At 70.5% G+C, this 13,918-nt stretch carries 14 protein-coding genes; 9 read left to right on the top strand and 5 right to left on the bottom strand.

The window, feature by feature from the left end; genetic code table 11:
- Positions 1-160 precede the first annotated feature (160 nt).
- Both katG and LUX31_RS26135 read left to right on the top strand, forming a co-directional pair.
- Complete coding sequence (gene katG, locus LUX31_RS26140) at positions 161-2,383, top strand: catalase/peroxidase HPI (RefSeq protein ID WP_235477558.1); 2,223 nt, start codon at positions 161-163, stop codon at positions 2,381-2,383.
- Positions 2,384-2,461: 78 nt separating this feature from the next.
- Entirely contained in the window at positions 2,462-3,133 is a 672-nt protein-coding gene (locus LUX31_RS26135) for a pyridoxine/pyridoxamine 5'-phosphate oxidase (protein ID WP_235477553.1), read from the top strand.
- Here LUX31_RS26135 and LUX31_RS26130 read toward each other — a convergent pair.
- Both LUX31_RS26130 and LUX31_RS26125 read right to left on the bottom strand, forming a co-directional pair.
- Entirely contained in the window at positions 3,111-3,740 is a 630-nt protein-coding gene (locus LUX31_RS26130) for a GNAT family N-acetyltransferase (RefSeq protein ID WP_235477551.1), read from the bottom strand. The genes LUX31_RS26135 and LUX31_RS26130 overlap by 23 nt on opposite strands.
- Before the next feature lie 4 nt (positions 3,741-3,744).
- On the bottom strand, positions 3,745-4,185 hold the full coding sequence (locus tag LUX31_RS26125) for a Zn-ribbon domain-containing OB-fold protein (RefSeq protein WP_235477548.1): 441 nt from the start codon (positions 4,183-4,185) through the stop codon (positions 3,745-3,747).
- A gap of 189 nt (positions 4,186-4,374) precedes the next feature.
- Between LUX31_RS26125 and LUX31_RS26120 the strand changes: the two genes are divergently transcribed.
- From LUX31_RS26120 to LUX31_RS26105, 4 genes are all read left to right on the top strand, one after another.
- Positions 4,375-5,553, top strand: coding sequence for a flavin-containing monooxygenase (locus tag LUX31_RS26120; RefSeq protein ID WP_235477546.1), 1,179 nt, complete (start codon positions 4,375-4,377; stop codon positions 5,551-5,553).
- 204 nt (positions 5,554-5,757) lie between these two features.
- Complete coding sequence (locus LUX31_RS26115) at positions 5,758-8,019, top strand: acetate--CoA ligase family protein (protein ID WP_235477545.1); 2,262 nt, start codon at positions 5,758-5,760, stop codon at positions 8,017-8,019.
- 40 nt (positions 8,020-8,059) lie between these two features.
- Entirely contained in the window at positions 8,060-8,908 is an 849-nt protein-coding gene (locus LUX31_RS26110) for an enoyl-CoA hydratase/isomerase family protein (protein ID WP_235477543.1), read from the top strand.
- A 50-nt stretch (positions 8,909-8,958) separates the two neighbouring features.
- A complete protein-coding gene (locus tag LUX31_RS26105) occupies positions 8,959-9,633 on the top strand; it encodes a flavin reductase family protein (protein WP_235477542.1) in 675 nt (224 codons plus the stop codon).
- Here the strand turns inward: LUX31_RS26105 and LUX31_RS26100 are convergent.
- The 3 genes from LUX31_RS26100 to LUX31_RS26090 all read right to left on the bottom strand — a co-directional run bounded on the left by LUX31_RS26100 (position 9,602) and on the right by LUX31_RS26090 (position 11,456).
- Positions 9,602-10,666, bottom strand: coding sequence for a methyltransferase (locus LUX31_RS26100; protein ID WP_235477540.1), 1,065 nt, complete (start codon positions 10,664-10,666; stop codon positions 9,602-9,604). The genes LUX31_RS26105 and LUX31_RS26100 overlap by 32 nt on opposite strands.
- A 239-nt stretch (positions 10,667-10,905) precedes the next feature.
- Positions 10,906-11,097: a hypothetical protein gene (locus LUX31_RS26095; RefSeq protein WP_235477538.1), complete on the bottom strand. Its 192-nt coding sequence runs from the start codon at positions 11,095-11,097 to the stop codon at positions 10,906-10,908.
- Entirely contained in the window at positions 11,094-11,456 is a 363-nt protein-coding gene (locus LUX31_RS26090) for a hypothetical protein (RefSeq protein ID WP_235477536.1), read from the bottom strand. Before LUX31_RS26090 ends, LUX31_RS26095 begins: the two co-directional genes overlap by 4 nt.
- Before the next feature lie 218 nt (positions 11,457-11,674).
- Here LUX31_RS26090 and LUX31_RS26085 point away from each other — a divergent pair, with 218 nt between their 5' ends.
- From LUX31_RS26085 to LUX31_RS26075, 3 genes are all read left to right on the top strand, one after another.
- Positions 11,675-12,448 carry a GntR family transcriptional regulator gene (locus tag LUX31_RS26085; RefSeq protein WP_235477534.1) on the top strand — a complete coding sequence of 258 codons (774 nt, stop codon included), beginning with the start codon at positions 11,675-11,677 and terminating at the stop codon, positions 12,446-12,448.
- A gap of 25 nt (positions 12,449-12,473) precedes the next feature.
- Entirely contained in the window at positions 12,474-13,019 is a 546-nt protein-coding gene (locus tag LUX31_RS26080) for a GNAT family N-acetyltransferase (protein ID WP_235477532.1), read from the top strand.
- A 122-nt stretch (positions 13,020-13,141) separates the two neighbouring features.
- Positions 13,142-13,888 carry a nucleotidyltransferase domain-containing protein gene (locus tag LUX31_RS26075; RefSeq protein ID WP_235477531.1) on the top strand — a complete coding sequence of 249 codons (747 nt, stop codon included), beginning with the start codon at positions 13,142-13,144 and terminating at the stop codon, positions 13,886-13,888.
- The last annotated feature ends 30 nt before the right edge of the window (positions 13,889-13,918 follow it).

Here is a 13,918-nt window from a genome sequence, read left to right as displayed (position 1 = left end):
TGGCCAAGGGACAGGAAGAGCCTCCAGTACGGCAGGAGACAGCAGCGACGTGACGGCGTGTGTGACCTCCTCCACGTGCCCGACCGTCCCCCCACCCCCCAGTTCCTGAGCACGCAGTTCGTCAGCACCACCGAGATCTGCCCCGTCCGGAAGGATTCCCATGTCTGAGAACCATGACGCGATCGTCACCGACGCGAAAACCGAGGGCACGGGTGGCTGCCCGGTCGCGCACACGCGCGCCCCGCACCCGACCCAGGGCGGCGGCAACCGCCAGTGGTGGCCCGAGTCGCTGAACCTGAAGATCCTCGCGAAGAACCCCGCGGTCTCCAACCCGCTGGGCGAGGAGTTCGACTACGCGGCCGCGTTCCAGACCCTCGACCTCCCCGCCGTGAAGCAGGACATCGCGGCGGTGCTGACGGACTCCAAGGACTGGTGGCCGGCCGACTTCGGGCACTACGGCCCGTTCATGATCCGGATGGCCTGGCACAGCGCGGGCACCTACCGCATCAGCGACGGCCGCGGTGGCGGCGGCGCCGGTCAGCAGCGCTTCGCCCCCCTGAACAGCTGGCCGGACAACGGCAACCTCGACAAGGCCCGCCGTCTGCTGTGGCCGGTCAAGAAGAAGTACGGCCAGAACCTCTCCTGGGCCGACCTCATGATCCTCGCGGGCAACGTGGCCCTGGAGTCGATGGGCTTCGAGACCTTCGGCTTCGGCGGCGGCCGCGCGGACGTCTGGGAGCCCGACGAGGACGTGTACTGGGGTCCCGAGAAGGTCTGGCTCGACGACGAGCGCTACACCGGCGACCGTGAGCTGGAGGAGCCCCTCGGCGCCGTCCAGATGGGCCTGATCTACGTCAACCCCGAGGGCCCCAACGGCAACCCGGACCCGATCGCCGCGGCCCGCGACATCCGCGAGACGTTCCGCCGTATGGCGATGAACGACGAGGAGACCGTCGCCCTCATCGCCGGTGGCCACACCTTCGGCAAGACCCACGGAGCGGGCCCGGCGGACGCCGTCGGCGACGACCCCGAGGCCGCGCCGATCGAGCAGCAGGGCTTCGGCTGGAAGAGCACGTACGGCACCGGCAAGGGCGGCGACGCGATCACCAGTGGCCTGGAGGTCACCTGGACCGCCACGCCGGCCCAGTGGAGCAACGGGTTCTTCAAGAACCTCTTCGAGTACGAGTACGAGCTGACACAGAGCCCGGCCGGAGCCAACCAGTGGGTGGCGAAGAACGCCGAGGCGATCATCCCCGACGCGCACGACGCGTCGAAGTCGAAGCTCCCGATGATGCTGACGACCGACCTCTCGCTGCGCTTCGACCCGGCGTACGCGGAGATCTCCCGTCGCTTCTACGAGAACCCGGACCAGTTCGCGGACGCCTTCGCCCGCGCCTGGTTCAAGCTGACCCACCGTGACCTGGGCCCGGTCGTCCGCTACCTCGGCCCCGAGGTCCCGTCCGAGACGCTGCTGTGGCAGGACCCGCTCCCCGCGGTCACGCACGAGCTGGTCGACGCCGCCGACGTCTCCGCCCTCAAGGCGCAGATCCTCGCCACCGGCCTCACGGTCTCCCAGCTGGTCTCCACCGCCTGGGCCTCGGCGTCCTCCTTCCGTGGCAGCGACAAGCGCGGCGGCGCCAACGGTGCCCGGATCCGCCTCCAGCCGCAGGCCGGCTGGGAGGTCAACAACCCGGACGAGCTCGCCACGGTGCTGCGCACCCTGGAAGGCGTCCAGGAGGCCTTCAACGCGGCGCAGTCCGGCGGCAAGCAGATCTCGATCGCCGACGTGATCGTCCTCGCGGGCGCCGCGGGCGTCGAGAAGGCGGCCAAGGACGCCGGTTACGACATCGAGGTCCCGTTCACCCCGGGCCGCGCCGACGCGACGCAGGAGCAGACGGACGTCGAGTCCTTCGCCGCTCTGGAGCCGACCGCCGACGGGTTCCGCAACTACCTCGGCAAGGGCAACCGCCTCCCCGCCGAGTACCTGCTGCTGGACAAGGCGAACCTGCTCAACCTGAGCGCCCCCGAGCTGACCGTCCTCGTCGGCGGCCTGCGCGTCCTCGGCGCGAACTACCAGGGCTCCTCGCACGGCGTCTTCACCGACACCCCCGGCAAGCTGACGAACGACTTCTTCGTCAACCTGCTGGAGCTGGGTACGGAGTGGAAGGCGACGTCCGAGGACCAGAACACCTTCGAGGGCCGCGACGAGTCCGGCCAGGTCAAGTGGACCGGCACCCGTGCCGACCTGGTCTTCGGCTCCAACTCGGAGCTGCGCGCGGTCGCGGAGGTCTACGGCAGCGACGACGCCAAGGAGAAGTTCGTCAAGGACTTCGTCAAGGCGTGGGTCAAGGTGTCGAACGCGGACCGCTTCGACCTCGTCTGATCAGTCGGTTCGTTGAACGATGACGTCCGGGTCGGCCCTCATGGGTCGGCCCGGACGTTTTCGTCGATACTCGTCCCCATGTCACTGCACGAGCTGCTCAAAACCTTGCGGGTATGGTCCCCCGAGGTCACAGCCCTGCCCGCCTTCACTCCGGAGACGGCACCCGCCGACCCCCTCCCCCTCTTCACCACCTGGTTCGCGGAGGCGGTGGCCGCCGGGCAGCCCGAGCCGCACACCATGTCCCTGGCGACGTCGGACCCGGACGGCCTGCCCGACGTACGGACCGTGATGCTGCACGGCGCGGACACCGACGGCTGGTCCTTCGCCTCGCACTCCGGGAGCGCCAAGGGCCGGCAGCTGGCGACACGCCCGTACGCGGCGCTCCACTTCTACTGGCCGACGCTGGGCCGCCAGATCCGGCTGCGGGGGCCCGTGGAGTCCGCCCCCTCCTCCGAAGCCCAGGCCGACCTGCACGCCCGCTCGACGGGAGCGCTGGCCGCCGCGCTGACCGGCCGCCAGAGCGAAGTGCTGGGCTCGCTGGACGAGTTGGCGAGTGTGTCGCAGGCGGCCTGGGAACGGGCGCAGCGCGAACCGGACGCCCCTTCCCCGACCTGGACCCTGTACCGACTGCGCCCGGACGAGGCCGAGTTCTTCCAGGGCGAGGCCCAGCGACGGCACGTACGGCTCAAGTACCGCCGTACGGAGGCGGGTTCGGACGCGGGTTGGCTCAGGGAGCTGTTGTGGCCGTAGGCAGGGCGGCTTCCGGGTCCTGGGCGATGCGCCCGTGCAGATGGACGTCCCGGAACACGTCCTGCCGCCCCTCCTCGAACATCGCGCCCCGCAGTGTCCCCTCGTAGCGGAATCCGCAGTGCTCGGCGACGCGGCAGGAGGCGTCGTGGCCCAGGGCGTGGCCGAGTTCCAGGCGGTTGAGGCCGAGGGTGTCGAAGGCCCAGCGGGCGCCGAGGGCGAGTGCGCGGGTGGCGACGCGCCTGCCGCGGGCCTCGGGGAGGACCCAGTAGCCGACGCGGGCGAGGCGGATGAAGGGGTCGATGTCGTTGACGCCCAGGTGGCCGAGTATCGAGCCGCTGACGGCGTCCGTGACACAGAAGGACACCCGGGTGCCGTCGACCGCGGTCCCGGAACGCGTGCCGAGGGAGTCCCGGGCGCTGTCGAGGTCGGTGACCGGCTTCATGGGGGTGTTCCAGCGCCTGAAGTCCGGGTCGGTCAGCCCGCGCAGCCACGCGTCGACGTCGGTGTCGGAGTCCGCGCGCCACTGCCGCAGCCGCAGTCCGTGACCGAGCAGCTCGGGAAACTCGGGGATCGGGCGGGTGAGGGACCGCTCATGGATATGGGCCATCACCCTATTGAAGCCGTACGGCTGTACGACTCCCACCCCGGGGACGGAACACGGGCACACCGTCCCGAAAAGCGACCTCCAGCCCCATCCCGACCCACAACTCACCTTCGGTGGCGTCCACCACCTCGGTCATCATCCGCGGCCCCTCGTCGAGATCGACGACGGCGGCGACGTACGGCGTCCGCTCCCCGAAGGGCGGCAGATCATTGCGATGGACGACGGACCAGGTGTAGAGCGTGGCCAGCCCGCTCGCACCCTCCCACACCACGTCCTCGCTCCAGCAGAACGGGCAGAACTCCCGGGGGTAGTGATGCGCCCGCCCACACCCACCACACCGCCGCACGAGCAACCGCCCGTCGGCCGCCGCGTCCCAGTAGACGCGCGTGAAGGCATCGACGTCGGGGATGTCGTACCGATCCGTGCCCATGCCCATGCCCATGCCCATGCCCACAGCTCCCTGCCGACTGCCCGAATCTGACGGTACATCAGATCGAGTATGGCCTCACCGCGCTCACACAACCAGGCCCCCTATGCCACTCGACCCACCCACTCCTCCCGCAGTCGTGATCAATCCGCAACCAATTCCGAGCTTGACCGAGACCCAACAAGTGATCAGGTGAATACGCTCAGGCCCATGACCGACTCCTCGACAGCACCTTCGACCTCGTCTTCTACGCCTCCCGTGTACGTCATCGGCGGCGGACCCGGTGGTCTCGCCGTCGCGTACGCACTGCGGGCCCAGGGCGTGCGAGCCGTGGTGCTGGAGCGGGGCGAGCGGGTCGGGACGTCCTGGCGGCGGCACTACGACCGACTGCACCTGCACACCACCCGACGCCTGTCCTCCCTCCCGGGCCTGCCGATGCCGCGTTCGTTCGGCCGATGGGTGTCACGGGACGACGTCGTGCGCTACCTCGACAAGTACGCCGAGTACCACGAGCTGGAGGTCGTCACCGGCGTCGAGGTGTCCCGGGTCGAGCAGACCGCCGACGGCACCGGCTGGCTGCTGCACGCCACCGGCGGACGCGAGCTGACCGGCAGCGCGGTCGTCATCGCCACCGGGACCAACCACACCCCTCGGATCCCCGAGTGGCCCGGGCGCGACGCCTACCGCGGCGACCTGCTCCACGCCGCCCAGTACCGCAACCCCGCGCCTTACGCCGGCCGTGACGTCCTCGTCGTCGGCATCGGCAACACCGGCGCCGAGATCGCCGTCGACCTGGTGGAGGGCGGGGCCTCGCGCGTGCGACTGGCGGTCCGTACGGCTCCGCACATCGTGCGGCGGTCCACGGCCGGCTGGGCGGCCCAGTTCACGGGCATCCTCGTACGACGGCTGCCGGTACGGCTCGTCGACAAGCTCGCCGGCCCGCTGGCCAAGGTGACCGTGCCCGACCTGTCCGCCCACGGGCTGCCCCGCCCGGACACCGGCCTGTACTCGCGCGTCAACGCGGGCTCGATCCCCGTCCAGGACGTCGGCCTCATCGACGCCGTCCGCAAGGGGCAGGTCCAGATCGTCACCGCGGTGGAGGGCTTCGAGGACGGCAAGGTCGTCCTCGCCGACGGCGAGCACCTCGAACCGGACGCAATCATCGCGGCCACGGGCTACCTCCGCAGCCTCGATGGCCTCGTCGGCCACCTCGACGTACTCGACGAGCGCGGCAAGCCTGTCGTGCACGGGCCGCACTCCCCGAAGAACGCGCCCGGGCTCTACTTCACCGGCTTCACCAACCCCATCAGCGGGATGTTCCGGGAAATGGCGATCGACGCGGCACGCATCGCCAAGGCGGTGGCGCGGCAGGCCGCCGTACGCGGCTGACCGAGCACGGAGTCCGAGCACCGCCGACCAAGTTCGGCTGACGGAGGACAGCCGACCGAGTGCGGCTGACCGAGGACGGCCGGCCGGCACGCCGCCGGGGCCCTTCCTCAGCTTCTGCGTGCACAGCGGTTCCTGACGCAGTGTCAGTTCAGTAACCTGACACTGCGTCAGTTAATTGGCTGTCACACAGGATCGGGTGGACCGATGCTTGGATCAACCCACGGCACCCTCACCACCGACTCCCGCCGGGCCCGGGTCATCGCCTGCGGCGAGCAGCCCTCGCCGGTCGTGCACGGCAGGCCCGCCGACGTCGACGATCTCGACGTCGGCGGCCGGCCGCTGTACGCCGGCGTGCCCGATCTCGACCGCTTCTTCCGGCCCGAGTCCCTGGCGGTGGTCGGTGCCTCGGACGCCGAGGGGCGGCCGAACACCGGTATCACCCGCCAGTTGCTGGCGTGGGCCGAGCGGGTCGGCGCCCGGCTGCACCCGGTGCACCCGACCCGCGAGGCCGTCTTCGGCATACCCTGCTTCCCTTCCGTCGCGGACCTGCCCGAGCAGGTCGATCTCGCCGTACTCCTGGTCGCCGATCCCCTTCCCGTGGTGGGGCAACTCGCCGAGGCCAAGGTGAAGTTCGCCGTCGCCTTCGCGTCGGGGTTCGCGGAGACGGGCGAGGCGGGTGCCGAGGCACAGGCCCGTCTCGCCGCCGCCGTCCGCCGCTCCGGTCTCCGCCTCCTCGGTCCGAACACCAACCTCAACGCCTTCGAGCACTTCCGCGAGGACCTCGACGGCCCGGCGATCGCCCTGATCACCCAGTCCGGCCACCAGGGCCGCCCCGTCTTCGCCCTCCAGGAACTCGGCATCCGCCTCTCCCACTGGGCCCCCACCGGCAACGAGGCCGATCTGGAGACCGCCGACTTCATCTCGTACTTCTCCGAACAGCCCGAGGTGGGCGCCATCGCCTGCTACGTCGAGGGCCTGAAGGACGGCCGCTCCTTTCTCCTGGCCGCCGACCGGGCCGCCCGGCGCGGAGTACCGGTCGTCGCCGTCAAGGTGGGCCGCACCGAGACCGGCGCCCGCACCGCCGCCTCCCACACCGGCAAACTGACCGGCGCCGACACGGTGGTGGACGCGGCGATGCGGCAGTACGGGGTGATCCGCGTCGACGGACTCGACCAACTCCAGGACACCTCAGCCCTGTTGGCCCGGGCCCGCCCCCCGCTCGCCGACGGGGTCGCCGTCTATTCGATCTCGGGCGGCACGGGCGCGCACTTCGCGGACCTGGCGACGGAGGCCGGCCTGCACCTGCCGACGCTCTCCGCCGCCAAGCAGACCGAGCTGCACCAGTGGATACCCGACTACCTGAACGTGGCCAACCCCGTCGACAGCGGCGGGCATCCGGTCGGCGACTGGCGCGGCCGGAAGATCATCGACGCGATCCTCGCCGACCCCGAGGTGGGCGTCCTGGTCTGTCCGATCACCGGCCCCTTCCCCCCGATGAGCGACAAGCTCGCGCGAGACCTCGTGGAGGCGGCCGAGCAGACGGACAAGCTGGTGTGCGTGATCTGGGGGTCGCCGGTCGGCACGGAGTCGGCGTACCGCGAGACCCTGCTCGGCTCCTCCCGCGTGGCCACCTTCCGCACCTTCGCGAACTGCGTGACAGCGGTGCGGGCCCACCTCGACCACGCCCGCTTCATCGCCTCCTACCGCTCCCCCTTCGACGAGGCCCCGCGCACCCCCTCGCCCAGCTTCCGCAAGGCGCGGGCGCTGATGCGACCCGGCCAGGCGCTGAGCGAGCACGCGGCCAAGCTGCTGCTGCGCGCGTACGGCATCCGCGTACCGCGCGAGCAGTTGGTGACCAGCGCGGCGGCGGCCGTCCGGGCGGCGGGGCTGGTGGGCTACCCGGTGGTGATGAAAGCGTCGGGCGGCCAGATCGCCCACAAGACAGAGCTCGGCCTGGTGAAGATCGGGCTGACCTCGGCCAGCCAGGTCCGCGACGCCTACCGCGAGCTGACCGACATCGCCCGCTACGAGGGCGTGGACCTGGACGGCGTACTCGTGTGCCAGATGGTCGAGCGGGGCGTCGAGATGGTCGTCGGCGTCACGCACGACGAGTTGTTCGGCCCGACGGTGACGGTAGGACTCGGCGGCGTCCTCGTCGAGGTCCTGCGGGACACCGCCGTACGCGTGCCGCCCTTCGGCGACGACCAGGCACGGGACATGCTGACCGAGCTGCGCGGGCGGGCCCTGCTGGACGGGGTCCGGGGGCGCCCCCCGGCCGACCTGGACGCGCTCGTCGAGGTCGTCATGCGGGTGCAGCGCATGGCGCTGGAACTCGGGGACGAGCTGGCGGAGCTGGACATCAACCCGCTGATGGTGCTGCCCAGGGGACAGGGCGCGGTGGCGCTGGACGCACTGGCGGTGTGCGGCCCGGGACCGGACCCGGACGCCGACCAGCCACTGTCCTAGCGACCACCCTGCCCACCGTAGGAAACGGAGCAGCACCCACATGACTTCCTCCCCCGAAGAATCCAGCACACCGGAAATATCCGCTGTGTCAGCTGATTCATTGATACTGCACACCACTGACAATCAGGTCTCGTGGATCACCCTCAACCGCCCCGAAACCCTCAACGCCATCACCCCTGACCAGCGGGAACACCTGATCCAACTTTTCTCGGACGCCTCCGCCGACCCCGCCGTACGAGCGGTCGTCCTGACCGGCACGGGCAGAGGCTTCTGCACGGGCGCGGACCTGCGAGGAGGCGGCGGCGGACAGCCGACCGGCGAACGGATCGCCGGTGATGTGGCGCGAGTCATCCGCCAGGGCGCCCAGCGCCTGATCTCAGCGATCCTGGACTGCGAGAAGCCGGTGATAGCGGCGGTGAACGGCACGGCGGCGGGCCTGGGCGCCCACTTGGCGCTCGCCTGCGACTTGGTGCTGGCGGCCGAACAGGCCCGGTTCATAGAGGTGTTCGTACGCCGGGGCCTGGTCCCCGACGGCGGCGGCGCATACCTTCTCCCCCGCCTGATCGGCCCACAGCGCGCGAAGGAGCTGATGTTCTTCGGCGACGCACTGACCGCCCCGGACGCCGAACGTCTGGGCCTGGTCAACCGGGTCGTACCGGCCGAGGACCTCCACAAGACGGCCCGCGAATGGGCGGAACGCCTGGCCGCAGGCCCGACCCGAACCCTCGCCCTCACCAAGCAGCTGATCAACGCCTCCCTCGACAGCGACCGCGCGTCGGCCTTCGCGGCCGAAGCCGCCGCCCAGGAGATCAACATGGGGACGGCGGACGCGGCGGAAGGCGTCGCAAGCTTCGTGGAACGCCGAGCCCCTCGCTACAACGGCAGCTGACTCCCCTACAGGGCTTCACTTCTGACGATCCGTCAGTTCCAATGGAACGTATGTTGGGACAAGCGGGAATGGCGGCGGCTGCCGTCCGTTATCTCAGATCGGCCGGCGCACCTACGACGGCACCCACGGTCGCGGCCCCCGTAGAAGCGCTGCCCCGGCCGGACTTACGGGCGGTCGGCGACGACGAGCGAGCGCCGGTCCCCCCGGCCGAATTCCGGCGCGTACTGGGCAACTTCGCGACCGGCGTCACCGTCATCACCGCCCCGCCCGCCGAAGGCGAGACCGCCCCTGCCGGCTTCGCCTGCCAGTCCTTCGCCGCCCTCTCTCTCGACCCACCCCTGGTCGTCTTCATGGTCGGCCGTACGTCGAGGACTTGGCCGCTGATCGCCCGCGCGGGCGTCTTCTGCGTCAACGTACTGGGCGCCGAGCAGGGCGAGTTGTGCCGCGGTTTCGCGAGGAGCGGCACGGACAAGTTCGCGGGCGTCGACCACGAGCCGACGCCCGTCTCAGGCTCCCCCCGCCTCGCGGGCGCCGCCGCCTGGATCGACTGCACGATCCAGGCGGTGCACACGGGGGGCGATCACTTGATCGTCGTGGGGCGGGTGGAGGCGCTGGGGACGGGCGACGATGGGGACCCCCCGCTGCTGTTCCATCGCGGACGGTTCACCCGACTCGAGGACGACCAGGCCCACCTCAGGCAGCCGCCAGCCTCCACAGCGACGTGACTTCCGCGGCACGGGCCGCGTGGAGGGGGTCGGTGCGGTCCTTCGCCCGAGGATGACACGGCCGGGTGTCGACCCGGTCCACCACCCTCAATCCCGCCGCCCCTATAGCGTCCAGCAGCTCGTTCCTGGTCCGTAGTCCCAGGTGTTCGGCCAGGTCGGACAGGACGAGCCAACCCTCGCCGCCCGGTTCCAGACGATCGGCCAGCCCCGCCAGGAAGCCGTTCAACATGCCGCCGTCCGCGTCATAGACGCCCAGTTCCAGGTCGGAGACGGGCCGCGAGGGAATCCAGGGCGGGTTGCAGACGACGAGCCCGGCACGGCCACCCGGATAGAGCGTGGGACCCTCGACCCGAACGCGGTTGCCGAGGCCCAGCCGGGCAACGTTGTCCCGCGCGCAGACCAGAGCACGCGCCCCGATGTCGGTCGCGACGACCCGCTCGACACCCCGTCGGGCCAGGACCGCGGCGAGCACCCCGGTCCCGGTCCCCAGGTCGAAGGCGTTGCAGGCCGTACGGAACGCGGGCAGGGGCGCCCGCGCGACCAGATCGACGTACTCACCCCGCACCGGGGAGAACACCCCGTAGTGGGGGTGGATGCGGGCGCCGAGGGCAGGCACCTCCACCCCCTTCTCCCGCCACTGCCGCGCCCCGATGACGCCCAGCAGCTCCCGGAGGGGAACCACCGAAGGGCCTTCCGACGGACCGTAGGCGTCCACACAGGCCCGGCGTACGTCGGGGGCTCGGCGCAACGCCAGCGAGTAGTCCTCCTCCAGCCGGGCCAGGACCCGCCCGAGCACCCGGGCGCGGTGGACACGGGACCGGCGGTACGCCCAGAACATATCCGCCGGGGTGGTTCCTGCCCGAAGCGGCTTCCGATCGATGCGGCGTCCCATCGCCGCCAGCAGCTGACGTCCGTTGTGGAAGTCGCCCTGCCACAGCAGGGCGTTGCCTTCGCAGGCCAGCCGGTAGGCGGTGTCGGCACGCGTGCGGTCGTCAATGACGACGGTGCTCTCGGTCCATCGATTCGTGGACACGACGTAGTACTCCTCGTGATCGAACGTGCGGGGGCACGAAGAGCGCTTCGACGAGGAGGAGAGCGGACAGCAGGGTCGCGCGGGCGTCCGAGTAGATGTAGATAGGGACAGCCGGTACGGCCGGTTACCGCTCCCGCGTCGAAGCGCGAGAGGAGACGTCGCCAAGAACCGCACCGAGCACGCCGGTTGCACCGAGAGTCACGGGGGAGCCTTTCCGAGCGGGTGAGTTCGGCTTCAGCCTACTTGGACGCGCGCACCCCCGACTGCCTCCGACGGCACGAGCACCGGCGGCGCGGCACGAGCAGGATGCCCCTTCCGTGCGGCAGCGGTACGTCCTCGATCTGACGGCACCGGGTGTGCATGTCCGCGTAGTCGGGCTCGCGCCCCACGGGGCACTCGACGGACAGAGCAGGTGCGGTGGCTGAACTCACGGGCACCCACCACCGCGGACTTCCTGCCCGCCGGTCCCGAACTCGCCCTCAGGCTCGGGCAGTCGGGCCCCTCGGCTGTCGGCGACGCGGAGCACGTCACCGAGTACCTGCGTAACGGCCCGAAGCGTGCGCCGCAGGGTGCCCTCCCCGGCCTTGAGGTCGTCCAGGACTGCCCTCGCACCCCCAAGTACGTCTGCTCCGTCGCGGAGTTGGTCCGCCTCGATCTCGTCCGCGAGCCGGGACAACCTGCCGGGGCTTTCACCCGTGGACAGGAAACAAGGCTTGCCGGTGTCGGTCTCCCAGGGCAGCAGCCGTAGTCCGACGGGAGGCGTGGAGCAGGTGTTTCGGTCGTACGTCACGGGCTCACCCCGGCGGGGTGGGCCGACGTCGGCATCGCGTGCATCATGGGGGTCCCTTCCGAGGGAACCGGGGCGGTGTGTCTGCTTGGCGGTAGGGCACCGCCCCGGCATCGTCCGACCGGCCAACCACGACCGACGGTTACTGGCTCAAGCCAGTTTTGCCACAGACGCCCACCCTCGTCAAGCAACTGGCTCAAGCCAGTTGTTATGCTGCGGTCATGACGACGCCCGGCTCCTCCCCGAACCCACCGCCGAGCAGGCGCATCGCGGAAGAACTGCGAGCCGCCATCGAGGCCGGGCATCTCGCGCCCGGCGACAAGCTGCCGTCCGAACGCGCCCTCGCCCAGCAGTACGGTGCCGCCCGCAACACGGCCCGCGAGGCAATCCGACTCCTCGCCGAGGAAGGGCTGGTGACGGCCCGTCACGGAAGCGGCGTCTTCGTACGCAAGCCGCGACGGCTCCTCCGTTTCGGCAGCGACCGCTACTCCCGCGCGCACCGCGAGACCGGCCTCACGCCCTTCCGGCTCGAAGCGAAACGCCAGGGCAAGGAGGCCCGTATCGACGTCGTGGGCATCACCCGGGGCCGCCCACCCCAGGACGTCGCCGAGCGCCTCGGCGTCCCGGCCGACGACGAAAGCGTGCTGCACCGGGAGAACCACTACTTCGCCGACGACGAGCCCGTCCAGATCGTGTCGACGTACCTCCGCTGGACCGAGGCACAGGGCACACCGCTCACCCGGCCCGACACCGGCAAGGACGGGATCTACGGCCGGCTCGAAGAACTCGGCCACGTCATGACCCGCGTACGGGACGAGATCACGGCGCGCATGCCGACACCGGCCGAAGCAGGCGTCCTCGCCCTGCCCTCCGGCGTCCCCGTCATCGAGGTCCTGCACACGAGCCTGGACCAGGAGGGCGCGCCGTTCGAGGTGTCCCGCTACGTGCACCGAGCGGACCGCACCGGCCTGCTCTACGAACTGCCCGTCGAGTAGCCGCCGAACCCAGCAGGAGCCCGACATGTACAGCATCATCGCCATCCGCCCCTACGAGGACACGGACCTCCCGGGCGCGGCAGCGGCCCTGACCGACGTCCACGCCACCGACGGCTACCCGGTCGAGGGCGTCGCCCACCCGGAGGCATGGCTGCGCTCGGACGACGTACTCGCCTCCTGGGTCGCCGAGGCCGACGGGCGGATCGTGGGCCACGTGGCGGTGATGCACCCGCGCGGCGAGGACGCCGTAACCCTGTGGGCGGGCCAGAGCGGGGACGACGAACAGCACATCGCGGTGCTGGCCCGCCTGTTCGTCGTCAGGGACGCACGGAAACTGGCCCTGGGCGAGCGGCTCGTCCGAACCGCCACGCACTACGCGCTGCGCCACAACCGACGCCTCGTCCTGGACGTCATGACCAAGGACACGGCCGCCATCCGCCTCTACGAGCGTCTCGGCTGGCGCAGAACCGGCGAGGCCACTCACCGGTACGGCAACGGGCAGCAGATCCAGGCCATCTGTTACGCGGCTCCGCCGCAGGCTCGGTTCGCGCCCCTTGACCACAGAGGCTGAAGCCCTGTACCCGTCCATCGCACTCCCGGTCCCGTCACGGTTCGTCATAGTCAGGCCGTGGGCAGGCCGTGGGCAGGGAAAACCCGGTCGCTGTTGATCAGGGACCCTGGAACCATTTCGTCATGAACACGGATCCCGTCGACCAAGCGCGACGTCTCGCCCAGGGCCGTTTCCCCGATGCGCTCGCCGTGATCCTTGCCGGGTCGACGGCTGCCGGGCGGGCCACTCCCCGCAGTGACTTGGACATAGCGGTCCTCGTCGAAGACGGTGGCGAGACCTGCCGGGAGACGATTCGGTTCGAGGGACGCGTCGTGGAGCTCTTCGTCCACACCCGTGCCGGTCTCGCAGAGCTCTTCGCGGCGGACGTCGCTGCACGTCGTGCGGTCCTGATCAGCATGTATGCCGCCGGGATCGTCCTGGTCGACAGGAATGGCGAGGCCGGGCGGGCGCGTGCCCTGGCCGAAGCGGAACTCCGAAAGGGGCCGCCGACGCTGGAACCTGAGACGGTCGAGACGAAGAGGTACGGGCTGACGGACGCGCTGGACGATCTCGCTGACGCGGGCGACCGCATGGAGCGGCTGGCAGTGGCCGGGTTCGTTCTCGACACAGCGGCCGACCTGCTCTGCGACCACCACCACGCCTGGATCGGTCGCGGGAAGTGGTTGCCGCGACGCCTTCTGGAGGCGGACGCGGAGCGTGGGGCCGCCCTGCTGGAAGGGCACCTGCACCTGTGCGAGTCGGGAGACCCCGAGCGCCTGATCGACGCAGCCATGGAGATCCTCGACCTGGTCGGCGGGCCTCTTCGAGAGGGCTACCGCCGGACCTGGCATGGCGTCGTTGCACCGGTTGCCGCTGCTCCCGGACGTTGACGGGGTGTCGCGGTCCCCCGCCGGAATCCC

Origin of the sequence: Streptomyces sp. GQFP, assembly GCF_021545335.1 — a bacterium.
In the GTDB taxonomy this organism is placed as follows: domain Bacteria; phylum Actinomycetota; class Actinomycetes; order Streptomycetales; family Streptomycetaceae; genus Streptomyces.
The sequence above is the reverse complement of the archived record's forward strand: the minus strand, read 5'-3'. Positions and strand labels throughout refer to the sequence as shown.